The organism is Microbacterium sp. LMX7-1.2, assembly GCF_040675935.1.
Taxonomy (GTDB): Bacteria; Actinomycetota; Actinomycetes; order Actinomycetales; family Microbacteriaceae; genus Microbacterium.
Genome location: NZ_JBEGIL010000001.1, coordinates 456640 through 481299 on the forward strand (window position 1 = coordinate 456640; position 24660 = coordinate 481299).

At 68.1% G+C, this 24660-nt stretch carries 27 protein-coding genes, 1 tRNA gene and 1 other RNA gene; 7 read left to right on the top strand and 22 right to left on the bottom strand.

The window, feature by feature from the left end; genetic code table 11:
• Window positions 1–47: 47 nt before the first annotated feature.
• The 3 genes from MRBLMX7_RS02265 to MRBLMX7_RS02275 form a co-directional block, all read right to left on the bottom strand.
• Window positions 48–1454 carry a type II toxin-antitoxin system HipA family toxin gene (locus MRBLMX7_RS02265; protein ID WP_363366004.1) on the bottom strand — a complete coding sequence of 469 codons (1407 nt, stop codon included), beginning with the start codon at window positions 1452–1454 and terminating at the stop codon, window positions 48–50.
• Window positions 1451–1663, bottom strand: a complete 213-nt coding sequence (locus MRBLMX7_RS02270; RefSeq protein ID WP_050721148.1) for a helix-turn-helix transcriptional regulator — start codon at window positions 1661–1663, stop codon at window positions 1451–1453. Before MRBLMX7_RS02270 ends, MRBLMX7_RS02265 begins: the two co-directional genes overlap by 4 nt.
• A gap of 241 nt (window positions 1664–1904) precedes the next feature.
• Window positions 1905–1977: transfer RNA gene (locus MRBLMX7_RS02275), tRNA-Lys, on the bottom strand.
• 147 nt (window positions 1978–2124) lie between these two features.
• Between MRBLMX7_RS02275 and hisN the strand changes: the two genes are divergently transcribed.
• From hisN to MRBLMX7_RS02295, 4 genes are all read left to right on the top strand, one after another.
• The gene (hisN, locus tag MRBLMX7_RS02280) at window positions 2125–2922 is read left to right on the top strand and encodes a histidinol-phosphatase (RefSeq protein WP_363366005.1); all 798 of its coding nucleotides are present in this window, start codon (window positions 2125–2127) and stop codon (window positions 2920–2922) included.
• 32 nt (window positions 2923–2954) lie between these two features.
• Complete coding sequence (locus MRBLMX7_RS02285) at window positions 2955–3521, top strand: hypothetical protein (protein WP_363366006.1); 567 nt, start codon at window positions 2955–2957, stop codon at window positions 3519–3521.
• Window positions 3522–3674: 153 nt separating this feature from the next.
• A complete protein-coding gene (locus MRBLMX7_RS02290) occupies window positions 3675–3998 on the top strand; it encodes a hypothetical protein (RefSeq protein ID WP_050721151.1) in 324 nt (107 codons plus the stop codon).
• A 44-nt stretch (window positions 3999–4042) separates the two neighbouring features.
• A complete protein-coding gene (locus MRBLMX7_RS02295) occupies window positions 4043–4903 on the top strand; it encodes a transposase (RefSeq protein ID WP_363366007.1) in 861 nt (286 codons plus the stop codon).
• Between the two features lie 73 nt (window positions 4904–4976).
• Here MRBLMX7_RS02295 and ssrA read toward each other — a convergent pair.
• Window positions 4977–5346: a transfer-messenger RNA gene (gene ssrA / locus MRBLMX7_RS02300) on the bottom strand.
• A 142-nt stretch (window positions 5347–5488) separates the two neighbouring features.
• Here ssrA and MRBLMX7_RS02305 point away from each other — a divergent pair.
• On the top strand, window positions 5489–6157 hold the full coding sequence (locus MRBLMX7_RS02305) for an SIMPL domain-containing protein (protein ID WP_363366008.1): 669 nt from the start codon (window positions 5489–5491) through the stop codon (window positions 6155–6157).
• Window positions 6158–6164: 7 nt separating this feature from the next.
• Here MRBLMX7_RS02305 and hflX read toward each other — a convergent pair whose 3' ends face one another.
• Entirely contained in the window at window positions 6165–7676 is a 1512-nt protein-coding gene (hflX, locus tag MRBLMX7_RS02310) for a GTPase HflX (RefSeq protein ID WP_363366009.1), read from the bottom strand.
• A gap of 68 nt (window positions 7677–7744) precedes the next feature.
• Between hflX and MRBLMX7_RS02315 the strand changes: the two genes are divergently transcribed.
• Window positions 7745–8398, top strand: a complete 654-nt coding sequence (locus MRBLMX7_RS02315) for a class I SAM-dependent methyltransferase (protein WP_050721185.1) — start codon at window positions 7745–7747, stop codon at window positions 8396–8398.
• 33 nt (window positions 8399–8431) lie between these two features.
• Here the strand turns inward: MRBLMX7_RS02315 and MRBLMX7_RS02320 are convergent, their stop codons facing one another.
• The 17 genes from MRBLMX7_RS02320 to MRBLMX7_RS02400 all read right to left on the bottom strand — a co-directional run bounded on the left by MRBLMX7_RS02320 (window position 8432) and on the right by MRBLMX7_RS02400 (window position 24076).
• Complete coding sequence (locus tag MRBLMX7_RS02320) at window positions 8432–9085, bottom strand: HAD family hydrolase (RefSeq protein WP_363366010.1); 654 nt, start codon at window positions 9083–9085, stop codon at window positions 8432–8434.
• Window positions 9085–9957 (bottom strand): diaminopimelate epimerase, encoded by an 873-nt coding sequence (gene dapF / locus MRBLMX7_RS02325; RefSeq protein WP_363366011.1) that lies wholly within the window; start codon window positions 9955–9957, stop codon window positions 9085–9087. Before dapF ends, MRBLMX7_RS02320 begins: the two co-directional genes overlap by 1 nt.
• Before the next feature lie 22 nt (window positions 9958–9979).
• The gene (locus MRBLMX7_RS02330) at window positions 9980–10417 is read right to left on the bottom strand and encodes a GNAT family acetyltransferase (protein WP_363366012.1); all 438 of its coding nucleotides are present in this window, start codon (window positions 10415–10417) and stop codon (window positions 9980–9982) included.
• A gap of 25 nt (window positions 10418–10442) precedes the next feature.
• Complete coding sequence (locus MRBLMX7_RS02335) at window positions 10443–10970, bottom strand: dihydrofolate reductase family protein (RefSeq protein WP_363366013.1); 528 nt, start codon at window positions 10968–10970, stop codon at window positions 10443–10445.
• A 58-nt stretch (window positions 10971–11028) separates the two neighbouring features.
• Complete coding sequence (miaA, locus tag MRBLMX7_RS02340) at window positions 11029–11943, bottom strand: tRNA (adenosine(37)-N6)-dimethylallyltransferase MiaA (RefSeq protein WP_363366014.1); 915 nt, start codon at window positions 11941–11943, stop codon at window positions 11029–11031.
• Window positions 11944–11960: 17 nt separating this feature from the next.
• Complete coding sequence (gene miaB / locus MRBLMX7_RS02345) at window positions 11961–13508, bottom strand: tRNA (N6-isopentenyl adenosine(37)-C2)-methylthiotransferase MiaB (RefSeq protein WP_363366015.1); 1548 nt, start codon at window positions 13506–13508, stop codon at window positions 11961–11963.
• Between the two features lie 39 nt (window positions 13509–13547).
• Window positions 13548–14093 (bottom strand): regulatory protein RecX, encoded by a 546-nt coding sequence (locus tag MRBLMX7_RS02350; protein WP_363366016.1) that lies wholly within the window; start codon window positions 14091–14093, stop codon window positions 13548–13550.
• A 398-nt stretch (window positions 14094–14491) separates the two neighbouring features.
• Entirely contained in the window at window positions 14492–15538 is a 1047-nt protein-coding gene (gene recA / locus MRBLMX7_RS02355) for a recombinase RecA (protein WP_050721192.1), read from the bottom strand.
• A 268-nt stretch (window positions 15539–15806) separates the two neighbouring features.
• Complete coding sequence (locus MRBLMX7_RS02360; protein ID WP_363366017.1) at window positions 15807–16031, bottom strand: DUF3046 domain-containing protein; 225 nt, start codon at window positions 16029–16031, stop codon at window positions 15807–15809.
• A gap of 21 nt (window positions 16032–16052) precedes the next feature.
• On the bottom strand, window positions 16053–16361 hold the full coding sequence (locus MRBLMX7_RS02365) for a helix-turn-helix domain-containing protein (RefSeq protein ID WP_050721194.1): 309 nt from the start codon (window positions 16359–16361) through the stop codon (window positions 16053–16055).
• A 141-nt stretch (window positions 16362–16502) separates the two neighbouring features.
• Window positions 16503–16982, bottom strand: a complete 480-nt coding sequence (locus MRBLMX7_RS02370) for a CinA family protein (protein ID WP_363366018.1) — start codon at window positions 16980–16982, stop codon at window positions 16503–16505.
• On the bottom strand, window positions 16979–17554 hold the full coding sequence (pgsA, locus tag MRBLMX7_RS02375; protein ID WP_363366019.1) for a CDP-diacylglycerol--glycerol-3-phosphate 3-phosphatidyltransferase: 576 nt from the start codon (window positions 17552–17554) through the stop codon (window positions 16979–16981). Before pgsA ends, MRBLMX7_RS02370 begins: the two co-directional genes overlap by 4 nt.
• Window positions 17554–20271, bottom strand: coding sequence for an FtsK/SpoIIIE family DNA translocase (locus MRBLMX7_RS02380; RefSeq protein WP_363366020.1), 2718 nt, complete (start codon window positions 20269–20271; stop codon window positions 17554–17556). The genes pgsA and MRBLMX7_RS02380 overlap by 1 nt, the downstream gene beginning before the upstream one ends.
• Window positions 20272–20344: 73 nt before the next feature.
• On the bottom strand, window positions 20345–20839 hold the full coding sequence (locus MRBLMX7_RS02385; protein ID WP_363366021.1) for a GNAT family N-acetyltransferase: 495 nt from the start codon (window positions 20837–20839) through the stop codon (window positions 20345–20347).
• 66 nt (window positions 20840–20905) lie between these two features.
• On the bottom strand, window positions 20906–22582 hold the full coding sequence (locus tag MRBLMX7_RS02390) for a ribonuclease J (RefSeq protein ID WP_363366022.1): 1677 nt from the start codon (window positions 22580–22582) through the stop codon (window positions 20906–20908).
• A 68-nt stretch (window positions 22583–22650) separates the two neighbouring features.
• Window positions 22651–23628, bottom strand: a complete 978-nt coding sequence (gene dapA / locus MRBLMX7_RS02395; RefSeq protein ID WP_363366023.1) for a 4-hydroxy-tetrahydrodipicolinate synthase — start codon at window positions 23626–23628, stop codon at window positions 22651–22653.
• A gap of 28 nt (window positions 23629–23656) precedes the next feature.
• Window positions 23657–24076, bottom strand: coding sequence for an EF-Tu/IF-2/RF-3 family GTPase (locus MRBLMX7_RS02400; protein WP_363366024.1), 420 nt, complete (start codon window positions 24074–24076; stop codon window positions 23657–23659).
• Window positions 24077–24112: 36 nt separating this feature from the next.
• On the opposite strand from MRBLMX7_RS02400, the gene MRBLMX7_RS02405 reads away from it, so the two are divergent.
• On the top strand, window positions 24113–24655 hold the full coding sequence (locus MRBLMX7_RS02405) for an NUDIX hydrolase (RefSeq protein WP_363366025.1): 543 nt from the start codon (window positions 24113–24115) through the stop codon (window positions 24653–24655).
• Window positions 24656–24660 lie beyond the last annotated feature (5 nt).

Below are 24660 nucleotides of genomic sequence, written 5' to 3' on the forward strand. Positions count from 1 at the left end.
GACAGAGCAGATTGGATGCGCGTGTCGCCCTGCTCGTCAGGCGGCGCCTACTCGCTCGGTGCGGCCTTCCGGCCGAATCGGCCGTTGCCCGCCCGTGTTTGGCCGCTCCCACTGGTCGTCGGGGCGTCCGCGCTGGCGGCGGTCGACGTCGATGCCGGCGCAGGGCTGGTCGACAGAGTGTCGAGCTCGCGGCACAGCCGCGCGGAGCGGAGGGCCGCCTCGTCGACGATCTGGCCGGCGAACGCGGCATCGTCTCCGGTGAGATTCGCTGCGCGCGCCGCCTCCGAGTACGCGTCGGCGAGCCCGTCGACGATCGCCACGGCACGGTCGTGCGCCCAATCGGCATCGAAACCGAGAGCGACAGCGTCCGCGATGACGTGACGCGCTTCGATCTCGTACTGCCGGTAGTGCCGCCCGAACGACATCGCCAGCTTCGTGCTGCGGGTGTTGATGTCGGGGTACGGGAGCGCGGTGGCGACATCGTAGAGCGGTGCGAGGCAGGGGCCGTCGTTGGCGCTGTGCAGCAGCGAGTAGTTCTTGGCGTGCGCGTCGGTGCCGAGCGCTGCCCAGTTGAAGATGGTCGCCTCGAAGAACCGGTCGGCGCTGCCGGCGTCCTTCCCTCGCGCGCCACGGATGAGGGTCACGATCTTCTCGATCCCGGGGCCGCCCTCGTTCTGGTACTTGCCGACTGGGTGCGTGCCGGTCGCCTGCGCCATGTCCTCCTGGTGCAGGCGCGTCACCGTGCCGTCCTCGGCGAGGGTCCGGTCGTACCGGCGGACGACGATGACCGACTCGTCCTCGAAGAGTTCGATGGCGGTGTCGGCGGAGCTGAGTCCGAGCAGGGATGCAGCGGCGAGCGACAGGTGCTCGTTCAGGTCGCTGCGTTCGAGTCCGCGGATCCCCGGCTTCAGGATGTGCGTGGACGCGGCCCGGCCGATCGGAACCGACCATCCTCCGTCGGCGGCGCGCGCGAGCGCGAACTTCGACTGCGCGCCTGCGAGCGAGAAGTACCCGGCGTTGTGCCCGGGGATCAGCCACGCCTCGGGGTCGGTGCGCAGCTGGCGGATGTGCGCGGCGATCTCCTCGGCGGTGATCGGTTCGTTACCGGTCGGGCCGGTGAGCGTCTCCTCGTCGGTTTCCACCAGCTGCACCGCACCGGCGGTGTCCATGCCGACGTGGGCGAGGAGGGCCATCGGGTTGCGGGGGCTGACACCGAACATGGTGCCCCATCGCTCGAGCACCGCTTCGCTGTCGGGGAGCAGGTTCCAGAGGTAGTTCAGTGGGGCGGCTCCGACGTGCTGGCGTCGGCTCTTCGGCATCGACAGTGTCAGTTCGAGCCTGCGCACGCTACGGCGCCAGGCGTCGTCGAATGTGAAGGTGATGGGGCCGCCGCCGTCGCGTGTGAACTGCCCGACGCGACGTCCGTCGATGTACGCGGTGAGCTGGGCGCTCATGATGCGCTGACTTCGACGTCGAGGTCGAGCGCTTCGGCGAGGCGGGTGATGTGCTCGATCGTCGCGACCCCGGCGTTGCCGTTCTCGAAGCGGACGATCCACTGCCGGCTCATGCCGATCTTCTCCCCCAGCGCTCCCTGCGAGAACCCGAGTTCGATGCGGCGATCGCGTACGATGTTGCCCCAGTCCGTGGGTGTGACTGCCAGCAAGGTCCACCTTCTGTCCGTGAGGTCTGACACTCGAGCGATGTCCGTCAAGTCTGACACTCGCACGAGTGTCCGTCAAGTCTGACAAGGCTATCGACCCTCGACCGGGCGCCGCTCGCTCATACGATTCGACTCGCGCCCGTACCGGCACTCAGCCCTGTGGATATCCATGAGCTGGTCAGGTACTTGTGCTCACACAGCGAAAAGGCCCCGAACTCTGGCGAGAGAGATCGAGGCCTATCCGTGCACCCCCAGGGACTTGAACCCTGAACCCACTGATTAAGAGTCAGTTGCTCTGCCGATTGAGCTAGAGGTGCGTGGCCCGGGTTTCCCCCGGCCGAGGAATTACATTACCAGCCGAGCGGCGCGAGCGGAAATCGGCGCGGATCCGGCGGGACGGCCGCGCGTGTCGCCCCGTGTCGGTGCGGGACGGCCGACGCGGACACGCCGGTTATCCTGGTCTCGTGACCGCATCCCCCTCCGCCGCAGATCTCTCGCGCGACCTCGAGCTCGCCCTGCGTCTGGCCGATGCGGCCGACGCACAGTCCTTGCCCCGCTTCGACAGCGCCGACCTCGAGATCTCGACCAAGGCCGACAGCTCGCACGTGACGGATGCGGATCTCGCGACCGAGCGCGCCATCCGCGAGATCATCTCGGCCGAGCGTCCCGACGACGGCATCTTCGGCGAGGAGTTCGGCGCGCAGGGCGACACGCACCGCCAGTGGATCGTCGACCCGATCGACGGCACCGCGAACTTCCTCCGCGGGGTGCCGCTGTGGGGCACGATGATCGCTCTCGCGATCGACGGGGTGCCGCAGGTCGGCGTCGTGAGCATGCCGGCTCTGGGACGCCGCTGGTGGGCCTCCGCAGGCGCGGGTGCCTGGACGTCGACGGATGCTGGCCCGCGGCGCCTGCGGGTCTCCGACGTCTCGGCGCTCGACGAGGCGAGCGTGAGCTTCCAGAGCATCGCCCAGTGGACGCGATCCGGACACCGCGACCAGCTGCTCCGCCTCGCCGACAGGGTGTGGCGCGACCGCGCGTATGGCGACGTGTACGCGTACATGCTGCTCGCCGAGGGACGCATCGACATGGTGGCGGAGTTCGACGTCAAGGAGTACGACATCGCCGCCGCGGTGCCCATCGTCCGCGAGGCGGGCGGCCGCATGACCGGTTTCGACGGAGCCGAGACGATCTCCGACCTGTCGGCACTCGCCACCAACGGGGTCCTGCACGACGCGTTCCTCGACCTCCTGCACGACTGATCCCCGCCTCCCCCTCCCCACGAAGGCCTGTGATGACGCACCGCACCTTGACTGCCGCGCTCGGCGCGATCGCCCTCGTCGCGATTCTCGCCGGATGCTCCGGCGGACCCGACACCGCCGCGACCCCCACCCCCGACGCTCCCGAGCCGACGCCGACGGCCACACCCACTCCGACCTCGACTCCGACGCCGGACGCCGGTGCCGCGCCCACGTGCGACACGATCGTCTCGCCCGGCACGGTCCAGGCGCTCACCGACGCCGGATGGACGTTCGAGGAGAAGGAGTTCGTGATCGGCGACGTGACGCTCGATGACGGGCTGCTGTGCTTCTGGGCCGACTACTCGGTGGCCTCGGACCATGGGCAGCTGTACGGCTGGTCGGCCCTCACCGCTCAGGAGGCCGGAGAGGCGCAGTCGTCCCTGCTCGCATCCGGGTGGACGCGGGAAGACGGCCCCGACGGGATCTACATCACCGAGAACCCGGATTTCTCGATGGGCACGGACGACGACGGCTACGGGATGACGTACCTGTTCGGCGACGGCTGGGTGAAGTTCGCCGATACCCGTCAGGGCCTGATCCTGATCGACTGGCAGGGCTGAGCGAGGACACCCCGCGACGCGAGGGTGCGCCCGCGGTCATCACGGGGTCTTCTCTCAGCGGGATATGCGAGGGTGAGACCATCCCCACACAGCGATCACCTCGGTCGCGCCTCTAGCACGGGTTCCCGTGGCGACGAACATCGAGGCTGCAGCATGGGCAAGTTCATCTATGAGGGCGGACCGAAGGTCGAGATCGAGGACCGCGCTCTCACCCACCTCCAGTTGGTCATGACCGCGAAGCTCCGCCGCGGCGAGCCCTTCTCGTTCTCCTGGAAGGACGATGCGAGCACAGGCGGCGGGCGCACGACTGTGTGGGTCCATTCGGGCAGCTCTCTCGTCTTCAAGTACTTCGGAAGTCGGCCCCCGGCGATCAACCGCGCCTGGGTCGATGCCCTCGCCTTCACCGCGAACGCCCCCTCGGGCATGTACCTCACGCCGGAGCCCGCCGAGTCCAGCGCTGAGCCCGTCCCCGCGTGATCGTCGCTGCGACGACGCGCTGACTGCGGTGTAAGGTCGCTCGCATGAGCACGGACGCCGAGCTGATCGCGATCGCCGCTGAGCTCTACACGGGTCCTCTCGCGGAGTTCACCGTCACTCGCAACGCCCGGGCATCGGCGGTGACGGATGCCTCGCTCGCCGCCGGCATCCGCGCGCTCCGCAAGCCCTCGGTCGCTGCGTGGGTCGTGAACGTGTTCGCCCGGGAACGTGCCGCGCAGCTAGGCGAGGCGCTCACTCTGGCTGAGGAGCTCCGCGAAGCGCAGGCCGATCTCGACGCGAAGGCCCTGGCGCAACTCGGACGGGATCGCCGCGCGCTGACCTCACGCCTTGCCTCGGCGGCCTCCGAACTCGCCGCAACCCGGGGCGAGCGGATCACGGCGTCCACGCGCGACGCCGTGCAGCAGACGATCTCGGCCGCGTTCTTCGACCCGGATGCCGCAGCCGCGGTGGCCTCCGGTCGGCTCGTGCGGGAGCTCGAGCCGTCCGGATCCTTCGGTGACGTCATGGATGCGCTCGTCGGCGGGGGCGCCCCGTCGGCGCCGCATGCCATACCGCTTCCCGCCGACGAGGTCGCCGCGCGACGCGAGCGCAAGAACGCCGAGCGCGCGCTGCATGACGCCGAGCAGACGCGCGATCGGCTGGTCCGCGAACAGACGAAGGCCGCGAAGCGCGCGTCGGAGGCGCGCGCCACGATCGCAGACCTCACTACTCGCCAGGCGGAGCTGGAACGCGAACTCGCTCAGGTCGAGCGTGCCCTCGATCGTGGTCGCACGGAGGCCCGCGATGCGGAACATGCTGAGACTTCCACGTCCGAGCGCCTTGCCGACGCCGAACGCGCCGTGTCGGCGGCGGACGCGGAGTTCGCAGCGCTGAAGGATCACTGACCACGCGGTGCAGCAAAGACCCCGCCGGTCGCTCGAGAGCATCCGACGGGGTCTGAATCCGGTGACAGCGACCTGGTGGAGCTGGGGGGAATCGAACCCCCGTCCAACGCTGAGTCTCCACGCCTTCTCCGGGCGCAGTCTGTGGAAGCGTTCTGCTCGGCTCCGACCTTTGTCACAGACACCTAAGTCGACGAGCCCAGCCTGGGAAGAGTCCCACGTGACGTCCAGACGCCGTCACGCAGCAAGATTCCTAGATGACGCCAGGATCCGTGTCGGAATCACACACGGTCTGACGGACTATCGGGCTCGCTTAGGCAGCGAGGGCGAAGTCGTTGCGCTTGGTTTCGGCAACTATTGTTTTGCAGAGAGCGTTTACGAGATAACTCTGCATCCTCGGCCCGCTTCTCGTGGATTCACAGGCGCTGTCGAAACCGATCAGCCCCGTGGTCCTTCTCTCGAAGGAGCCGCTGTCACACTGTGGATTTGTCACCTCGGAGAGCGGAGCTCCCTAGCATCTCAGACTACAACGTCCGCGGCGTCTGCGCCATTCCGCTCGCGCTCGGGTCGGGGGCGTAGAGTCGCGATATGAGCGATGTCACCATCACCGTCCGCGGCGAGCACGAGGCGCGCGTCGCGCCCGAGCGCGCCACCATCCAGGTCAGCGTCCGTGCCGAGGGGCCGGAGCGTTCCGTGGTCGTCGATCGCGTCATGAGCCTCGCCGAACCCGTGCGCGAGTCGATCACGTCCAGGGCGGATGCCGGCACGGTGGTCGACTGGACGAGCACACGGCTCTCGGTGCGCGCGGAGCGTCCGTGGAACAACGAGGGCAAGCGTCTCGCCCCGGTGCACTACGCGAGCATCGATCTCACCGCGACGTTCACCGATCCCGCCGAGCTGTCGACCTGGGTCTCCGATGTCTCCTCGTGGGACGGCGTCGAGGTCGGCTGGGTCGACTGGCACCTCACTCCCGACACCCGCGCAGAGGTCGAGCGAGAGGTGGCCGCACGAGCCGTGGGCGTCGCCGTCACGCGCGCTCACGCGTACGCCGGTGCGCTCGGGTTGCAGGAGGTATCACCGAAGGAGATCGCCGACGTCGGCCTCATCTCCAGTGGTCAGGCCTCCCCCGGCGCTCCGGTGATGATGAAGGCGGCCCGCGGAGCAGCGTTCGCTGCGGACTCTGCCCCCGCCATGCAGTACGAACCCGACGAGATCGTGATCTCCGCGACGGTGGAGGCGCGCTTCGTAGCCCGCTGATGCCGCCTCAGGCGTCGACGGCGAACGGCTCGAGGTCGGCCGCGAGTCGTTCCGAGACGCGTGCGTGGACGGCGGTCCCGTCCTCGCGGTGCTCCACCGACAGCAGCATCCCACTCTCGTGGATCGCGGCGACGAGGTCTCCGCGATCGTACGGCACGACTGCGTGGATCTCCACGGCCGGCTTCGGCAGGGCATCCTCGATCGCGGCGCGAAGCTCGACGATCCCCTCTCCGGAGCGGGATGAGACGAAGTGCGCCTTCGGCTCGAGTCCGCGCAGCACGAGCCGCTCGTCCTCCGTGATCAGGTCGGCCTTGTTGAAGACGACGATCTCCGGCATGTCACGCACCCCGACGTCGCCCATCACGTCGCGGACGGTCTGCAGCTGTCCGGCAGGATCGGGATGCGAGCCGTCGACGACGTGCAGCACGACGTCGGCGTCGCCGACCTCCTCGAGCGTCGACCGGAAGGCCTCGACGAGCTGATGCGGCAGGTTGCGCACGAATCCGACCGTGTCGGTGAGCGTGTAGACACGCCCGTCCGTGGTCTCGGAGCGCCGGACCGTCGCATCCAGCGTCGCGAACAGGGCGTTCTCGACGAGCACGCCCGCGCTCGTGAGCGCGTTCAGCAGGCTTGACTTGCCGGCGTTGGTGTAACCGGCGATCGCGACAGAGGGGATCGTGTTCCGACGCCGCTCGGCGCGCTTCGCCTCCCGTGCCGGCCCGAAGTCGCGGATCTGCCGACGCAGCAGAGCCATCTTGGTGCGGATGCGACGACGGTCGAGCTCGATCTTCGTCTCACCGGGACCGCGCGAGCCCATACCGGCGCCGCCGGCACCCACCTGTCCACCGGCCTGACGGCTCATGGACTCACCCCACCCGCGCAGGCGCGGCAGCAGGTACTCGAGCTGCGCGAGCTCCACCTGCGCCTTGCCCTCACGGCTCTTGGCATGCTGGCTGAAGATGTCGAGGATGACCGTCGTGCGGTCGATGACCTTGACCTTGACGACATCCTCCAGGGCACGTCGCTGGCTCGGCGCGAGTTCGGTGTCGGCGATCACGGTGTCGGCACCGGTCGCGGCCACGATGTCCTTGAGCTCCTGCGCCTTCCCGCGGCCGATGTAGGTCGCCGCATCGGGGTGCGGACGGCGCTGCAGCACACCGTCGAGCACGACCGCGCCCGCGGTCTCCGCCAGGGCGGCGAGTTCGCGCAGAGAGTTCTCGGCGTCGTCCTGTGCGCCCTGCGGATACACGCCCACGAGCACGACGTTCTCGAGCCGCAGCTGACGGTACTCGACCTCGGTGACGTCTTCGAGCTCGGTGGAGAGGCCGCCCACTCGACGGAGTGCGTGGCGATCCTCGAGGTCCCACTGGTCGCCGTCGGATCGGGCGTGCGCGGCCGTCGATTCTTCCTGCAGCGCCTGAGCGGCTCCGAACACGCGCGCCTCGGTGCGCTTCTCCGCGTTCGCGAGCACGCGATCGAGCGCGTCGTCGCCGGTCGAGTGTGTCGTGGTATCCGTCATCCGTCCCTGTTCTCTGGGTTTCGTTGCGAGCCTTAACCTTAGCCCGCGCTGTCCGCTACGCTCACGGTATGGGGTCCGACCATTACTTCACTGCGGCCCCGGCGAGTCCTGAGAATCTGCGAACGATCCGTGTATCGCTCGCAGGCCGAGAGCTGGATGTCACCACCGCCGGTGGCGTCTTCAGCCCGGATCGGCTGGACGCCGGAACTGCGGTGCTCTTCGCCAACATGCCTCCCGTGCCGCCGGGCGGTCATCTTCTCGACCTCGGAAGCGGCTGGGGACCGATCTCGCTCACCATGGCGCTGCAGTCGCCACATGCGACGGTCTGGGCCGTCGACGTGAACGAGCGGGCTCTGGACCTCGTCCGCCGCAACGCGACGGCACTCGGACTCACCAATGTCAACGCCGTACGCCCCGAGGATGTTCCCGGCGACGTGGTATTCCGCTCCATCCGCTCCAACCCGCCGATCCGGGTCGGGAAGAACGAACTGCACGGGATGCTGGAGAAGTGGATCCCGCGGCTCGACGAGCGCAGCGACGCCTGGCTCGTCGTGCAGAGGAACCTCGGCGCCGATTCGCTGCAGCGCTGGATCGGCGCGACGTTCACGCCCGGGTTCAGCGTGTTCCGCACTGCGACGGCGAAGGGCTATCGAGTGCTCAAGGTACGCAAGCACGGAACCCCGCCCACCGAGCCGATCGCGCTCACGGGTCTCGCCTCCTGAACCGTTCTCGTCCTCGCGGGATGATGCTCGAACTCAGGTCACGAGCAGTCCGGGAAGCGCGCCCATGTCGGTGAACACGGTGGCTCCTTCCGCCTCGAGCCATTCCCCCGGGGTGAGGCCGCCCGCATAGCCGAGCACGCGCATACCGGCCGCGCGAGCAGCCTGCACGCCGAACCGGCTGTCTTCGACGACGATGCATCGCTCGGGCTGCACGTCGAGCTGAGCGGCAGCATGGAGGAACAGATCGGGGGCCGGCTTGCCCTCCCGTACGTCCTCGGCGCTGAAGATGCGCCCATCGAACCGCGTCAGCAGACCGGTAAGGGTGAGACTCCGTCGGATCTTGGCGTGAGAGCCGCTCGACGCCACGCAGCTGGGGACCCTCACCGCGTCGAGCGCCTCGACCACCCCGGGCACCTCCACGAGATCACGGTCGAAAGCCTCCCGGTACCACTGCGCGTAGGGCGCGTCCCAATCGTCGTCGAGAGGGCGGCCGAGGTGCTGCTCGACCTCCGCACGGAAGTGAGCGTCGGAGCGGCCGACGAAGCGGTGCACGATCTCCTCGTTCGTGAGCGTCCACCCGAGCTCACCGAGCACCCGTCGGTCGATGTCGACGGAGATCCGCTCGCTGTCGACCAGCACACCGTCGCAGTCGAAGATCACGAGCCCGATGGCGCTCGACGCAGCCATCAGAGCAGGTCGACCTCGCCGCTGTACACCAGCTGCGCGGGTCCGGAGAGTCCTACGTGCTCGCCGTCCTCAGCGGGGAACATCCGCACGCCGAGCGTGCCTCCCGGAACCTCGACCCGCCAGTGATCGGGAGCCTTCTCCCCCGCCCAGTACCGGACGGCGAGGGCCGTCGCGGCGACCCCGGTTCCACAGCTGAGCGTCTCGCCGACCCCGCGCTCCGAGACACGCATGCGCACGTGACCGATGCCGTCCCTCACGAGAGGCTCGCCGGGCACGACGAACTCGACGTTGGCGCCGTGGGGCAGCACGGGGTCGAGCTCGGGAGCACGGTGCAGCTCCAGAGTCGCGAGCTCCGCCTCTTCCGCGAGCGCGACCACGACGTGCGGATTGCCGACGTCGATGCCGAGTCCGGGACGGGCGACGGGCAATCCGTCCGCGGTGACGAGCGGGTCGTCGCCGGAGAGCTTCCACAGCCCGAGATCGACCTGGTAGCCGTTCTCGCTGCGTGTGATGTCGCGGACACCGGCGCGGGTGCCGACCGGGAGCGTGGAACCGGGTTCGAGTGTCGCGAGGCCGGACCGGAGCAGATAGTGCACGAACACTCGGACGCCGTTGCCGCACATCTCCGCGATGGACCCGTCGGCGTTGCGGTAGTCCATGAACCACTCGGCTTCGGGTTCCTCCGCGAGAGCGGCAGCTCCGTCGGCGATCGCCGTGGATCGGACGACACGGAGGATGCCGTCGGCGCCGATGCCGAAGTGTCGATCGCAGAGTGCTGCGACCTGATCGGCTGTGAGGTCGAGGGTGCCGTCGGGGTCGGCGATGATGACGAAATCGTTGCCGGTGCCGTGCCCCTTGGTGAATGCGACCATGGTCCCAGTCTAGGGATCCCGGCTATGCGTCGACGATGAGGCGCTTGCCCGTGTTCGCGACGGAGAAACGCACATAGCCGAGTTCGTCGTAGAAGCCCAGCGCCTGCTCGTTGCCCTCTCGTACCATCAGCTGGATCTTCGGACACCCCATGCCGAGCAACAGGCGTTCGGCTTCGGCGACGAGAGCGCGTCCCACTCCGCGACGGCGGTGCGAGATCGACGAGGCGAGGTAGTACAACCATCCGCGGTGACCGTCGTAGCCCGCTATCACGGTTCCGACCAGCGCGGAGTCCGCCGAGCCGTCGTCGACCGCGACGAGGAACAGCTCCGGCTGCACCGACAGCTTGCGCTGGATGTCCAGCCGCGGGTCGTTCCACGGACGGGTGAGCCCGGCCTCCTCCCAGAGAGCGATGACGCTCTCCGTGTCCTCAGGACGGAAGGCGCGCACACTCCAGGTCATCACTCGAGTCTAGGATCGCCGGGCCTCAGCCGCGGACCACCCCGTACCGACCGCACAAAAAGTCCCTGTTGCGCGCGACCTCGAGCAGTTCGAGCTCCAGCGCCCGGGGCAGGAGCGGCGCGCCCGCTCCGAGAGTCACGGGCGCGTACTGCACCCAGACCTCGTCGAGGAGTCCGGCGTCGGCGAACTGTCCTGCCAGGTCGCCGCCTCCCACGATCCAGACATCCTGCTCACCGGCCGCGGCTGTCATCTCTGCGTGCACGGCGGCGATGTCCGATCGGGTGAGCCGCACATCCGCGCCCTCCGGAACGTCGAGAGCGCGATGAGTGAACACCCAGGTGGGCTGCGTATATCCCCAGCGACCGTCCTCGTGGCGCATGACCCACTCGTACGTCGACGCGCCCATCGCCAGCGCGCCGATCCGCTTCTCGAACTGCAGGTACGACATCGGTCCCTCCTGGTCGATGTCCCGCGACAGCAACCAGTCGAGCGAATGCTCTTCGGTCGCGATGAATCCGTCGAGGCTGGATGCGGTGAAGAAGTGAGTGGCCATGTCGACACACTGCCACGGAGCACGGACATCCGCGCCGGCTTCTCGCGCCGGGATTCACTCAGACGTCGAGCAGCGTCGTCGCTTCGACGGGGGCGTCGACCCACTGGAGCTCGGGGTAGCGCTTGAACCACGACACCTGGCGGCGGGCGTAGCGTCGCGTCAGGGCCTGCGTCTGCGCGATGGCCTCGTCCTGCGTCATCCGTCCGTCCAGCTGCGCGAGCGCCTGAGCGTACCCGATCGCGCGCGCGGCGGTGACGCCGTCTTCGAGACCGCGCTCGCGGAGCCGCGCGACCTCCTCGACCATCCCGTCTCGCCACATGCGTTCGACCCGCGCGTCGAGTCGTGCGACGAGGTCCGCGCGGTCCACGTGCAGACCGATCACGCGGGTGCCCTGCGGCTGCCAGAGGACGGGCTCTGTGGGGAGCGCCGCCCCGTGCGTCGCGCTTCCCTGTTCGACGATCTCGAGGGCGCGGATGACGCGCCTCTCGTTGCGCGGATCGATCCGCTCGGCGGTGTCGGGGTCGAGGGTCCGGAGACGTGCGACGAGCTCCTCGACTCCGTGCTCGGCGAGTTCGTGCTCGAGCCGTTCGCGGATCGCCGGGTCTCGCGGCGGGAATGCGAAGTCGTAGATGACGCTCGAGACATAGAGCCCCGAACCGCCGACGAGGATGGCGTCGCCGCCGCTCGCCTGGATGGCCTGGATGGCCTCGCGCGCCCGTGGCTGATACCAGGCGACCGCGGCGTCCTGATCGACCTCGCGCACGTCGAACATATGATGCGGGATGCCGCGCCGCTCGCTCTCCGGGAGCTTGGCCGTGCCGATGTCCATGCCGCGATAGAGCTGCATGGCGTCGGCGTTCACGATCTCCGCGGGATTCCCGCGGAGACGGAGTGCCTCCGCGAGATCGAGGGCGAGATCGCTCTTGCCCGTACCGGTCGCCCCCGCGATGGCCCAGAGCCGGGGCTGCCGCATGCCAGGAGTCGTGACGGTCACACGCCGACGCGCAGCGTGGGCAGCCCCAGCGAGACCGCACGGGGGCCGCCCTCGACGCTCGGCGCCGGCACAGCGCACGATTCTGCCTGCGCGCGGTCCCACGCGTCTCCCCCGCGCGTACGCCGGATGCGCAGCGGCGCACCGGAGGGATCGTCGGCAAGCAGGTGGAAGGGCGCGGCGTGGCTGATCGTCACGGTGACGACGTCGCCGGGACGCGGGGTCGGCGAACCGGGGGTCACCTCGAAGTGGACGAGACGGTTGTCCTCGCCGCGGCCGGTGAGTCGGTGGGTCTCGGTGTCCTTCTTGCCCTCGCCGGTGGAGACGAGGACCTCGGCCTCCCGACCGACCTGCTTCTGGTTCTCCTCGAGGGAGATCCGCTCCTGCAGGGCGATCAGTCGGTTGTACCGCTCCTGGACGACGGCCTTCGGCACCTGCTCGTCCATCGTCGCCGCAGGCGTGCCCTCGCGGATCGAGTACTGGAACGTGAAAGCGCTCGAGAATCGTGCCTGCTCGACGACTCGCATCGTGTCCTCGAAATCGGCCTCGGTCTCACCCGGGAACCCGACGATGATGTCGGTGGTGATGGCGGCGTGCGGGATCCGCTCGCGGACGCGGTCGAGGATGCCGAGGAAGCGGTCGCTCCGATACGAACGGCGCATCGCCTTGAGGATGCGGTCGCTGCCGGATTGAAGCGGCATGTGCAGCTGCGGCATCACGTTCGGCGTCTCGGCCATGGCGTCGATCACGTCGTCTGTGAATGCGGCGGGGTGCGGGCTGGTGAACCGGATGCGCTCGAGTCCGTCGATCTCGCCCGCCGCGCGGAGCAGCTTGCCGAATGCCTGACGGTCACCGAACTCGACACCGTAGGAGTTGACGTTCTGCCCTAGCAGGGTGACCTCGATCGCGCCGTCCTCGACGAGCAGTCGGATCTCGTTCAGGATGTCGCCGGGGCGGCGGTCCTTCTCCTTGCCGCGCAGGCTGGGAACGATGCAGAAGGTGCACGTGTTGTTGCACCCGACGGAGATCGAGACCCAGCCGCTGTGCGCGGAGTCCCGCTTGGTCGGGAGCGTCGAGGGGAACACCTCGAGGGACTCGAGGATCTCCAGCTCGGCCTCGCCGTTGTGTCGCGCCCGCTCGAGCAGACCCGGGAGCGACCCCATGTTGTGCGTGCCGAAGACCACGTCGACCCATGGCGCCTTGTCGAGAACGGCCTGCTTGTCCATCTGAGCGAGGCATCCGCCGACGGCGATCTGCATGCCGTCCTTGCGCCGCTTCACTGCGGCGAGTTGGCCGAGGGTGCCGTAGAGCTTCCCCGCGGCGTTGTCGCGCACGGCGCACGTGTTGATGATCACGACGTCGGCCTCGTCGCCGAGCTCGGCGCGGACGTAGCCGGCGCTCTCCAGCGACCCGGACAGTCTCTCCGAGTCGTGGACGTTCATCTGGCATCCGAACGTGCGGACCTCGTAGGATCGCCGATGCCCGTCGAGGTCGATGGCTGCCGACGACGACGCGATGATCGTCGGTTCACTGCGCGGAGTAGTCATGATGCTCCTATTGTACGAGCGCACTCCGTGCGAGCGGATTCAGTCGGAGTCCACGAATCGCACGCCGGAAGACGGTCGCCCGAAAGTCGCCTCCGCGAGCGCTGTCTTGGCCGCGGACATCGCGATAGCGCCGTTGTAGCCTCGCCGTGCGAGCTGGCCGACGAGTCTGCGCAGTGCGGTGTCGGCGTCCAGTCGGCTGAGCGACCGCGCTTTGGAGCGCGCGTACTCGAGAGCACGCTCGGCATCGTCATCCGGCAACTCGTCCAGCGCGGCATCGATGACCTCGCGAGGGATCCCTCGTTGTGCGAGCGCCCGGGAGAGCGCCACGCGACCCTGTCCCTTGCGTTCGATGCCCGCGGCGACGAGCTGCCCTGCGAGCTGCGCATCGTCGAGATAGCCACGTCGCGTGAACTCGTCGATGATGTCGTCCACGGTGCCTGCATCGAGCCTGGCGCCATCCTGATCGACGCCGCGCAGAATGAGCCGTGCCTCCGATGCCGACAACGACCTCGAGCGAAGCTTGCGAACCAGCAGCTCCTCTGCGGCCGCGCGGACGTCCGGTGCGGTCGTCGCGCTGTCACCCATCCGATCGATGCTGTCGTTCAGAGCACGCAGTTCGGCACTGCGGTGGTTGCCCCGAGCGGGATGTCGATCGCTCGGCCCGGTCCGCTCGTCGCCGGCAGAGGATCCGAAAGCCGCGCCCTGTCCTGCAGACCGGATCGGATGCGTCGATCGACGCGGGCTGTCGTCCCATGTCGACCGCCACAGCCCGCCGTCGTCCGTGCGCTGCGGCATCGCGTCGCCCTCGTCGTCCGAACGTCCTGGTGCCGAAGATCGGCGTGACCGTTCCCCGGTCTCGGCAAGGTCCGACGACGGATCCAATGTCCCGCGGGAAGGGCGGGACGCGCCACGGGCGTTCCCGAAGAGCGGGATGACGGGGGCGATCCGGTCGGATGCGCCCCCGTCGTCTCGTGTCGTCATGGTCAGGCCGGACGACGCTCGGCGAGCTCGTCCGCCGGTGCTGCGGGAGCGGCGCCGCCGATACCGAGCTTCTGCTTGATCTGCGTCTCGATCGTCAGCGCGATGTCGGGGTTCTTGATCAGGAAGTTCCGGGCGTTCTCCTTGCCCTGCCCGAGCTGATCACCGTCGTAGGTGTACCAGGATCCCGACTTCTTGACGATGCCGTGGTCGACGCCGAAGTCGATCAGACTGCCCTCGCGGGAGATTCCGACGCCGTAGAGGATGTCGAACTCCGCCTGCTTGAAGGGTGGAGCCATCTTGTTCTTGACGACCTTGACCCTGGTGCGGTTTCCGACAGCGTCGGTACCGTCCTTGAGCGTCTCGATGCGACGGATGTCCATGCGGACCGAGGCGTAGAACTTCAACGCCTTACCGCCGGCGGTGGTCTCCGGAGAGCCGAAGAACACTCCGATCTTCTCGCGCAGCTGGTTGATGAAGATCATCGTGGTGTTGGTCTGGTTGAGACCACCGGTCAGCTTGCGGAGAGCCTGCGACATCAGTCGCGCCTGGAGACCGACGTGCGAGTCTCCCATCTCGCCTTCGATCTCGGCACGCGGCACCAGGGCTGCGACCGAGTCGATCACGATCAGGTCGATCGCTCCGGAGCGCACGAGCATATCGGCGATCTCGAGCGCCTGCTCACCGGTGTCCGGCTGGGAGACGAGCAGCGCGTCGATGTCGACGCCGAGCTTGGCGGCGTAGTCCGGATCGAGGGCGTGCTCGGCGTCGATGAAGGCCGCGATGCCGCCGGAGCGCTGCGCATTGGCGATCGCATGCAGCGTGAGGGTCGTCTTACCGGAGGACTCGGGTCCGTAGATCTCGACGATGCGGCCACGCGGCAGACCTCCGACGCCCAACGCGACGTCGAGGGCGATCGAACCGGTCGGGATCACCGCGACAGGAGCGCGCTCGTCGCTTCCCAGCCGCATGACCGAGCCCTTTCCGAACTGGCGGTCGATCTGGGCGAGTGCTGTCTCGAGGGACTTCTCGCGGTCGGCGGGTGATGGCATGTCGTGCTCCTTCTGCTCGCGTGATGCCGCCTGTAGGCTGTCGCGGCCCACCCGGGATGGGCGGAACTCTCCGACAAGGCGTATGGCTCTTCGGCCTGTTTCACACCGTACGAGTCACCTCCGACATTGCGTCGTCGGTGCCGGAGAACGGGGATAACGAGATCTCGGAACCACTTGTGCAGAAGACTACGCGTGTTTTCGAACACACCTTCGACGACACGCCGAACCGCCGTGTCGCAGAGACGAAGATCCGTGAGATTCGGGGAACTCAGTGCCGACGGGGTTCGAGACGTCCCGCGCCGTGCCGACGCTCGACCGGCACCTCGGTCTCGGCGCACAGCGCCTGCCAGATGTCGCGTGGCGGTACGCCCGCATCCAGTGCCTGCTCGGCCGTGCGGCCGGAGAGTTGCGTCAGCACCAGGTCGCTCACGAGAGACGACGCCCGCCCACCGAACTCCGCGTCCACGGCACGAAGGAACTCACTGCGTCGCACGGACGGTCTCAGAGTCGTCGATCAGCGGAGCGTGAGCTCGGGCTCAACGGACGCCACCAGATCGTCCGGCACGACATCCGGGAAGACCTGGATGCCCTCGAGCACCGAGATGCGATCTCCGACCTCGCGCATGATGGTCGAGATGGGGACGTCGAGAGCATCCGCCACAGAGGCGAGGATCTCACTCGAAGCCTCCTTCTGACCGCGCTCCACCTCGCTGAGGTAGCCGAGGGCCACGGACGCCTTGCTCGCAACCTGCCGGAGCGTACGCCCCTTCTGCAGGCGGAAGTCCCTCAGCACATCGCCGATTTCCTGTCGTACAAGAATCATCGGAACCTCCTCCCAGATCGCCCACTCAAGGTCTCCCCCGATGGAATCGCCAGTCTAGCCCTAAGGACTGTCACAGAATCTACCTTCGCACGCTGTGCTTTCGATGTGAGCACATTCATGTCAACGGACTCGCCCACGGTGCTATTCCCGAACGAGTCGGCAGAGCGCGTCGAGCACGGCGTCGACCGACCGCGCTCGGATCTCCGCGCGGTCGCCGGAGAACCGGAACGACTCGCTCAACGAACCGTTCGGTGTCACGACCGCCACGTGCACGGTGCCGACCAGCTGTCCGTCCGGTGAGTCCGGACCGGCGATGCCGGTGGTCGCGATGCCGACATCGCTCGGCCGTCCGACCGCGACCGCGCGCCGCACGCCCCTCGCCATCTGCAGGGCGACTTCGGGATGGACGGGACCGCGCTGCGCGAGGAGGTCTGCGTCCACGCCAAGGACGCTGTGCTTGACGGGAGTCGCATAGGCGATCACTCCGCCCCACAGCGCGGCTGAGGCCCCGGGAACGGAGACGACCTCGGCGGCGACGGCGCCCCCGGTGAGCGACTCGGCCACTCCGAGCGTCCATCCGCGGTCGACGAGCGCCGCGACGGCCTCCGCGGCGGGGGTCATGAGGTCCGCCGGGAACCCCGGACCTGGGCGACGATGTAGTCGATCCCGCTCGCGACCGTCAGCACAAGCACGGCGACCATCAGGATCGCGGTGATGAACGTCCACGGCCCGAGACCGATCACCACGTGCAACGGCAGCAGCGCCCACGACAACGCGACGCCCTGCACCGCGGTCTTGATCTTGCCCATCCACGCCGCCGCGACGACGTGCTCGCTCGCGACCATCAGGCGATGCACCGTGATCCCCCACTCGCGGATCAGGATGACGATGACAAACCACCAGTTCAGCTCGCCCAGGATCGCGAGCCCGATGAATCCGGCACCCGTCAGCAGCTTGTCGGCGATCGGGTCCCAGAGCTTCCCGAAGTCGCTGACGATGTCGTAGCGCCGTGCGAGGTAGCCGTCGACCCAGTCGGTCGAGATCGCGATGACGAAGAGAACCCCCGCGACCCAGCGGAGTGCGATATCCGGGATGCCGTACGTCCCGCCGAGCAGCAGGACGACGAAGAAGATCACCGCAAGCGGGATCCGCGCGACCGTGATCGCATTGGGGAGCTGCCGAGGGATCGCCATCAGTCGCGCCCCGTGAGGCCCCAGGCGTCCTCGTCGCCGTCCTCGGCCTCGACCACAGGCAGACCGTCGTACTGCGCCTCGACCGGGTCGCGCGGAGATGCGGCCGGCGCGGCCGCCGCGGGAGCAGCAGGTGCGGCAGCGGGCACGGAGGGAGCATCCTCGCCTCGGAGCTTCGCCATGACCTGCGGGAGCTGCTCGGGCGTCGCGAGCACGTCTCGCGCCTTCGACCCCTCGGACGGGCCGACGACCTCGCGGGACTCGAGGAGATCCATGAGGCGACCGGCCTTGGCGAAGCCCACCCGGAGCTTGCGCTGCAGCATCGAGGTCGAGCCGAACTGCGAGGACACGATGAGCTCTGCGGCCGCGAGAAGCAGCTCGAGGTCGTCGCCGATGTCCTCGTCGACCTCCTTCTTCTTGGCCGGCTCCATGGCCTCCTGCACGTCCGCGCGGTACTCGGGCCGTGCCTGGCGGGTCACATGCTTGACGACCGCGTCGATCTCCTTCTCGTCGACCCATGCGCCCTGCAGACGGAACGGCTTGGACGACCCCATGGGCGAGAACAGCGCGTCACCCTGGCCGATGAGCTTGTCGGCGCCGGGGCTGTCGAGGATCACCCGACTGTCGGTGACGCTGGTCACGGCGAACGCGAGACGCGACGGGACGTTCGCCTTGATCAGACCCGTGACGACGTCGACGCTCGGTCGCTGCGTCGCGAGCACCAGGTGGATGCCGGAGGCGCGGGCCAGCTGGGTGATGCGCACGATCGAGTCCTCGACGTCGCGCGGGGCGACCATCATGAGGTCGGCGAGCTCGTCGACCACGACGAGGAGGTACGGGTACGGCTTGAGCACGCGCTCGCTGCCCACCGGGACCTCGACCTCGCCGGCTCGCACGGCCTTGTTGAAATCGTCGATGTGGCGGAAGCCGAACGACGCGAGGTCGTCGTACCGCATGTCCATCTCCTTCACGACCCACTGCAGGGCCTCGGCGGCCTTCTTCGGGTTCGTGATGATTGGGGTGATGAGGTGCGGGACGCCCGCGTAGCTCGTGAGCTCGACGCGCTTCGGGTCGATCAGGACCATCCGTACATCGGACGGGCGGGCGCGCATGAGGAGGCTCGTGATCATGGAGTTCACGAAGCTCGACTTGCCCGAGCCGGTGGATCCCGCGACCAGCAGGTGCGGCATCTTGGCCAGGTTCGCGGTGACGAAGTTCCCGCCGACGTCCTTGCCGACGCCGATGGTCAGCGGATGCGTGCTCTTCTGCGCAGCCTGGGAACGCAGCACGTCACCCAGGGAGACGGTCTCCCGATCCGTGTTCGGGATCTCGATGCCGATCGCGCTCTTGCCGGGGATCGGCGACAGGATGCGCACGTCGTTCGACGCGACCGCGTAGGCGAAGTTATTGCTGAGCTGCAGGATCTTCTCGACCTTGACGCCGTGACCGACCTCGACCTCGTACTGCGTGACCGTCGGGCCCCGCGAGAAGCCGGTGACCTTGGCGTCGACGTTGAACTGCGACAGGACGCTGGTGATCTGCTCGACGATGCGATCGTTCGCCTCGGATCGGGCTACGGACGGCGGACCCTCCGCGAGCACTCTCGGCGACGGCAAAACGTAGGGCGCGACCGGAGCCTGCGGTCCACGATCCCCTGGCCCTTCCGTGCCGAAGCCATCGAGACCGGGGAGCTCGGGCATCTCACCGGTGTCGGAGTCGTCGTCCAGCAGCGCGGTCGTCTGCTGCTCAGCGAGCGCGTTGGTGACGGAGCGCACGTCCGAAATGACCTCGGTGGCGGCGTCATAGGGGTTCGCCACGGTCACCGCCTGGTCGTAGGCCGGAGTCGCCTCCGCCTGCCCGAGCAGCGCGGTGATGTCGTCGGAGCCGAGGGAGCCCTCGTCGGGGTCCTCCTCGCGGCCGGTCTTGTTACGGCGCCACCAGGGCAGGACGTCGGGGTCGTCGACCTTGTCGGCGTCGTCGATCGTCGCGGCATCCTTGGCCGGCTTCTCCACCCGCTCGGCGTCGAACATCCACGCGTAGAGGTCGCCCAGACGCTGACCGATGCGGTTCGGCGGCGTCTTGGTCAGGATGAGGATGCTGAGCACGACCAGCAGCGACAGCACGATATAGGCCGGGATGTCGGTCAGGTATGTGAGCGGCTGTCCGATCAGCCAGCCGAGGAGCCCGCCGGACTCGCTCAGCGCGGGCATGCCCTGATTCGGATGCGGACGGGGACCCGCCACGTGGAAGATGCCCGAGAGGGCGAGCACGAACATCCCGAACCCGATGCCGATGCGCCCGTTGTCGTGCACGGAAGACGGATGGCGGAACAGCCAGCCGGCCAGCAGGAGAAGCAGCACCGGCATGATGAACGCGACCCGCCCGACGAACAGGCCGACCGAGTACGCGCTGATGTTCGCCGCGACCTCGCTGCCGATGAAGAACCACTCGTTCACGGCCCCGGCGATCGCCAGCAGCACGAGGAAGAACGGGAAGCCGTCGCGACGGTCGTCCTTCTCGAGGGTCTCGGGCCCGAACGCACGGAACAGTCCGCCCACGCCGTGCGCCAACCCACCCCACGCGCGGACGATCACGGGAGGCTTGTCGACGTCGTCGATGTACTTCTTCGGCGCAGCCTGAGTCTTCGGCGAGGACGCCCGCTTCGGGCGCGACGACGCGCTGCTCGATGCGCGCTCAGTCTTCGTGGTACTCCTGGCCATGCTCCCACGCTAGAGCCAAGAGCCGACATTCCCCCGTAATGACGCGGCATTCCGCGCATCCCCAGGCTCACGCTCAGCGTGTGGACCTGGCCATCGTCGCGCGGTGCTCCGTCTCCGACACCACGGAGAATCCCTCCGCTCGGTAGAGATTGCGGGCGAAGTTGTCGCGCTCCACGCTCAGACTGATCCGCGCGTATCCTTGCGCGGCGGCGAGTCCCACGACGTCACGCAGCAAGGAGCGACCCACGCCGCGCGCACGCCACAGCGGGTGCACCCCGATGATCAGCTCGGGCACGGCGACGCCGATGAATCCGAACCCCGCATCGTCCTGCGGGAGCGTGCGGTACCACGCGGCGCCGATCGGCGAATCGTCGCGGTCCACCGCCACCACTCCGTCGTCGGCCGTGCGCTTCCATCCCGCGAGGTAGCGCCGGTGCTCCGACGATGTGAGCACCTCGTGTCGCGGTCGCGCTCCCCCGGCGCGCCAGTTCGCCGCCTCGACGAGCATGTCGCCGAGGAACGCCGCATCCGTCTGCACAGCCCTGCGAGACGTGAAGCCCCTGTACATGGGCCGAGCATAGGGCGCGGGTGTTACGACCGGATGTCGCGCACCCGTGAATGCGGGACGACGGGATCAGGCCTCGATGACGAGCGGGACGATCATCGGACGACGTCGGAGCTTCTGGTTGACCCAGCGTCCGATCGTGCGACGCACGACCTGCGAGAGCGCGTGCGTGTCACGCACTCCGTTGCCCGAGGCCTCCTTGAGCGCGGCGACGATCTTCGGAGCCACGTCGTCGAACACCGAGTCATCCTCCGCGATGCCTCGCGCATGGATCTCCGGCCCCGAGATGATGCGTCCCGTCGCGGCATCCACCACCACGATGACCGAGACGAATCCCTCCTCGGCGAGAATGCGTCGGTCCTTGAGGTCGGCGTCAGTGATCGCGCCCACAGTCGAGCCGTCGACGTACACGAACCCGAGGTCGAGCTGACCGGCGATGCGCGCGTCGCCGTCCTTCAGGTCGATCACGGTACCGTTCGAGGCGATGATCGTCCGCTCCGCGGCGATGCCGGTGTCCTGCGCCAGCTTCGCGTTGGCCACCAGGTGCCGGTACTCGCCGTGCACCGGGAGCACGTTCTTCGGCTTCAGGATGTTGTAGCAGTAGATGAGCTCGCCGGCGGCCGCGTGTCCGGAGACGTGCACCCTCGCGTTCGCCTTGTGGACGACGTTCGCGCCGAGCTTCGTGAGGCCGTCGATGATGCGGTACACGGCGTTCTCGTTGCCGGGGATCAGGCTGGACGCGAGGATCACGGTGTCACCCTCGCCAATCTCGATCGCGTGATCCATGTTGACCATGCGGCTCAGCACCGCCATCGGCTCGCCCTGTGAACCGGTGGACATGTAGACGATCCGGTCGTCCGGGAGGTCGCGCGCCTTCTTGTAGTCGATCAGGACGCCGTCCGGGACCTTGAGATAGCCGAGCTGCTCGGCGATCGTCATGTTGCGCACCATGCTGCGCCCGAGGAACGCGACGCGACGTCCGTTCGCGTGCGCGGCGTCGATGACCTGCTGCACGCGGTGGACGTGGCTCGAGAAGCTCGCCACGATCACGCGGCGCGGGGCCTTGGCGATCACCTGGTCGAGCACAGGGCCGATCGAGCGCTCGGTGGGCGTGAACCCGGGGACGTCGGCGTTCGTCGAGTCGACGAGGAACAGGTCGACTCCCTCCTCGCCGAGACGAGCGAACGCACGGAGATCCGTGATGCGGCCGTCGAGCGGCAGCTGGTCCATCTTGAAGTCACCGGTCGCCAGGGCCGTGCCTGCGGGAGTGCGGATCGCGACGGCGAGAGCATCAGGGATCGAGTGGTTCACCGCGACGAACTCGAGGTCGAAGGGCCCGACCTGCTCCTCCTGGCCCTCCTGGACGGTGAGGGTGAAGGCCTTGATCCGGTGCTCCTTGAGCTTCGCCTCGACGAGTGCGAGCGTGAGGCCCGAACCGATCAGGGGGATGTCGCTCTTGAGTCGGAGCAGGTAGGGGACGGCGCCGATGTGGTCTTCGTGGCCGTGGGTCAGGACCACGCCGACGATGTCGTCGAGGCGGTCCTTGATCGGCTCGAAGTCGGGCAGGATCAGGTCGACACCCGGCTGGTGCTCCTCAGGGAACAGCACGCCGCAGTCGACGATCAGGATCTTGCCCTCGAACTCGAAGACGGTCATGTTGCGACCGATCTCGCCGAGACCGCCGAGCGGGATGACGCGCAACGTCCCCTTCTCGAGGGCGGCGGGATCTGCGATCGGAATGGACATGCGCTCTCCTCAGTCGGACGCTCCACGCGTCCGGTCGTTCATGGTGGCGCGGCGCACCGCGGCCTGTATCAGCGTGTCGTGCCGTGCACCTTCGGCAGTGCGCCGCCGGCGGCGGCGTTGCGGTCGGGACGGAAGTTCGAGAAGTCGGCGCCGGGGACGTCCTTGACGAGGTCGAGTTCGTCCTCGATGAGGGCGGCCTCCCACTCCTCCGGACCCACCAGCGGCAGACGGACGCGCGGGCTGGAGATGCGTCCGAGCCCGTGCAGGATGTATTTCGCCGCGACGGTGCCGGGCACGTGCGTCATGACCGCACGCACGAGAGGCTCGAGGCGCTGGTGCTCGGCGGTCGCCGCCGCCAGATCACCGCGGTTCACGGCATCCACGATTGTGCGGTACGGGGTCGCCGCGATGTTCGCCGTGACGCCGATCAGTCCGGTCGCACCGATCGCGAGATGCGGCAGCACGTTCGCGTCGTCGCCGGAGAAGTACATGAGGTCGGTCTGGTTCAGCACCCGGCTGACCTCGGAGAAGTCGCCCTTGGCGTCCTTCACCGCGAGGATGTTGGGGTGCTTGGCGAGCCGGAGGATCGTCTCGTACCTGATCGGCACCCCGGTGCGCCCCGGGATGTCGTACAGGATGACCGGCAGATCCGTGGCGTCGGCGACGAGGCGGAAGTGCGTGAGGATTCCGGCCTGCGTGGGCTTGTTGTAGTACGGCGTCACGATCATGATGCCGTCGGCGCCGGCCTTCTCGCTGGCCTTGTAGAGCTCGATCGCGTGCGCGGTCTCGTTCGAGCCGCCACCCGTGATGATCTTCGCCCGTCCCGCCGAGACGGACTTGCCGATCTCGACGAGCTTGAGCTTCTCGGGATCGGTGAGGGTCGAGGTCTCGCCGGTCGTTCCCGTCACGACGATGCCGTCCGCTCCCGCGGTGATCACGTCATCGATGTGCTTCTCGACGGCGGGCCAGTCGACTTCGCCGTCGGCCGTCATCGGAGTGACGAGCGCGACGAGAACCTGTCCGAATGGATTGCCCGAGTGCGTCATGCACCCAGCGTATCGGTTCGGCGACCGCTCACGCGGACGGGGCAGGGCGGATGACGTCGCCTCGGACGACATCGACCTTGCCGCGCAGAAGCAGCCCGACGTTCACGCCCGGGGTCGCCTCCTTGAGCGTCTTGCGGAACATCTCGACGCCGGCGATCTCCGTCGATCCGGTCGTCGTACCGGCGCGGACCACGACTACCGCGTCGCCGACGCGGAGAACACCCGAGGTCACGGTGCCCGTCGTGACGATGCCCCGACCCGTGATCGTGAACACGTCCTCGACCGCGAACTCGGTCGAGGACGTCGCCACGGCGAGGGGCTCCCCCGTCGCGACCGTCGGCGCGCCGCTCGCCATGGCTGCGAGTCGCGCCGCCTCGGCCTCGTTGTAGCGCCGCAGCGTCTCGTTCGCGTCCTGCGATTCGCGCTTCCTGCCGAAGAGCCATCCCATGCGTGCCATCCTACGGAGACGCCTATGCTCGGACGCATGGCATGGGTCACGCACGGGTCGTCGGTCGTCTACGGGAATCGCTGGATCGAGGTGCGGGAGGATCAGGTCACCGGTCCGGGCGGCGATGGGATCTACGGCGTCGTCACGGTGCGCAACGCCGCGGTCTTCGTCGTCGCGATGGACGAAGAGGACCGCATCTGTCTCGTGACACTCGAGAGATACACGACCGGCAGGTCCGTCGAGGTTCCGGCCGGCGGGAGCGACGGCGAGGATCCCCTGGTGGCCGCCCGCCGCGAACTCCTCGAGGAGACGGGTGTCGAGGCCGACGACTGGACGCTCCTCGGCACCATGAACGCGCTGAACGGCGTCGCGGATGCGCCCGAGCACGTCTTCCTCGCGCGTCGGCTCGGCGACGCCGGCGCGACCGACTCCCCTTCCCGCGCCGAGGAGGGAATCGACGCGGTCGATTGGGTCCCGTTCGGCGAGGTCCTGGCGATGATCTCAGACGGACGCATCACCGACGGCGAGACAATCGCCGCGATCGCATTGGCCGGCATCCACCTGGGCCGGTTCCGCTGAGCGGG

What these genes read in the sequence shown, in the direction of transcription:
- recA (WP_050721192.1), bottom strand. Translation starts at nt 15,538, where the DNA reads ATGCCATCACCCGCCGACCGCGAGAAGTCCCTCGAGACAGCACTCGCC.
- MRBLMX7_RS02265 (WP_363366004.1), bottom strand. Translation starts at nt 1,454, where the DNA reads ATGAGCGCCCAGCTCACCGCGTACATCGACGGACGTCGCGTCGGGCAG.
- MRBLMX7_RS02290 (WP_050721151.1), top strand. Translation starts at nt 3,675, where the DNA reads ATGGGCAAGTTCATCTATGAGGGCGGACCGAAGGTCGAGATCGAGGAC.
- pgsA (WP_363366019.1), bottom strand. Translation starts at nt 17,554, where the DNA reads ATGGCGATCCCTCGGCAGCTCCCCAATGCGATCACGGTCGCGCGGATC.
- MRBLMX7_RS02405 (WP_363366025.1), top strand. Translation starts at nt 24,113, where the DNA reads ATGGCATGGGTCACGCACGGGTCGTCGGTCGTCTACGGGAATCGCTGG.
- dapF (WP_363366011.1), bottom strand. Translation starts at nt 9,957, where the DNA reads ATGGTCGCATTCACCAAGGGGCACGGCACCGGCAACGATTTCGTCATC.
- MRBLMX7_RS02315 (WP_050721185.1), top strand. Translation starts at nt 7,745, where the DNA reads ATGGGGTCCGACCATTACTTCACTGCGGCCCCGGCGAGTCCTGAGAAT.
- MRBLMX7_RS02380 (WP_363366020.1), bottom strand. Translation starts at nt 20,271, where the DNA reads ATGGCCAGGAGTACCACGAAGACTGAGCGCGCATCGAGCAGCGCGTCG.
- MRBLMX7_RS02320 (WP_363366010.1), bottom strand. Translation starts at nt 9,085, where the DNA reads ATGGCTGCGTCGAGCGCCATCGGGCTCGTGATCTTCGACTGCGACGGT.
- MRBLMX7_RS02330 (WP_363366012.1), bottom strand. Translation starts at nt 10,417, where the DNA reads ATGACCTGGAGTGTGCGCGCCTTCCGTCCTGAGGACACGGAGAGCGTC.
- miaA (WP_363366014.1), bottom strand. Translation starts at nt 11,943, where the DNA reads ATGCGGCAGCCCCGGCTCTGGGCCATCGCGGGGGCGACCGGTACGGGC.
- MRBLMX7_RS02365 (WP_050721194.1), bottom strand. Translation starts at nt 16,361, where the DNA reads ATGATTCTTGTACGACAGGAAATCGGCGATGTGCTGAGGGACTTCCGC.
- MRBLMX7_RS02385 (WP_363366021.1), bottom strand. Translation starts at nt 20,839, where the DNA reads ATGTACAGGGGCTTCACGTCTCGCAGGGCTGTGCAGACGGATGCGGCG.
- MRBLMX7_RS02390 (WP_363366022.1), bottom strand. Translation starts at nt 22,582, where the DNA reads ATGTCCATTCCGATCGCAGATCCCGCCGCCCTCGAGAAGGGGACGTTG.
- miaB (WP_363366015.1), bottom strand. Translation starts at nt 13,508, where the DNA reads ATGACTACTCCGCGCAGTGAACCGACGATCATCGCGTCGTCGTCGGCA.
- MRBLMX7_RS02335 (WP_363366013.1), bottom strand. Translation starts at nt 10,970, where the DNA reads ATGGCCACTCACTTCTTCACCGCATCCAGCCTCGACGGATTCATCGCG.
- MRBLMX7_RS02400 (WP_363366024.1), bottom strand. Translation starts at nt 24,076, where the DNA reads ATGGGATGGCTCTTCGGCAGGAAGCGCGAATCGCAGGACGCGAACGAG.
- MRBLMX7_RS02295 (WP_363366007.1), top strand. Translation starts at nt 4,043, where the DNA reads ATGAGCACGGACGCCGAGCTGATCGCGATCGCCGCTGAGCTCTACACG.
- dapA (WP_363366023.1), bottom strand. Translation starts at nt 23,628, where the DNA reads ATGACGCACTCGGGCAATCCATTCGGACAGGTTCTCGTCGCGCTCGTC.
- hflX (WP_363366009.1), bottom strand. Translation starts at nt 7,676, where the DNA reads ATGACGGATACCACGACACACTCGACCGGCGACGACGCGCTCGATCGC.
- MRBLMX7_RS02370 (WP_363366018.1), bottom strand. Translation starts at nt 16,982, where the DNA reads ATGACCCCCGCCGCGGAGGCCGTCGCGGCGCTCGTCGACCGCGGATGG.
- MRBLMX7_RS02350 (WP_363366016.1), bottom strand. Translation starts at nt 14,093, where the DNA reads ATGGGTGACAGCGCGACGACCGCACCGGACGTCCGCGCGGCCGCAGAG.
- MRBLMX7_RS02305 (WP_363366008.1), top strand. Translation starts at nt 5,489, where the DNA reads ATGAGCGATGTCACCATCACCGTCCGCGGCGAGCACGAGGCGCGCGTC.
- MRBLMX7_RS02285 (WP_363366006.1), top strand. Translation starts at nt 2,955, where the DNA reads ATGACGCACCGCACCTTGACTGCCGCGCTCGGCGCGATCGCCCTCGTC.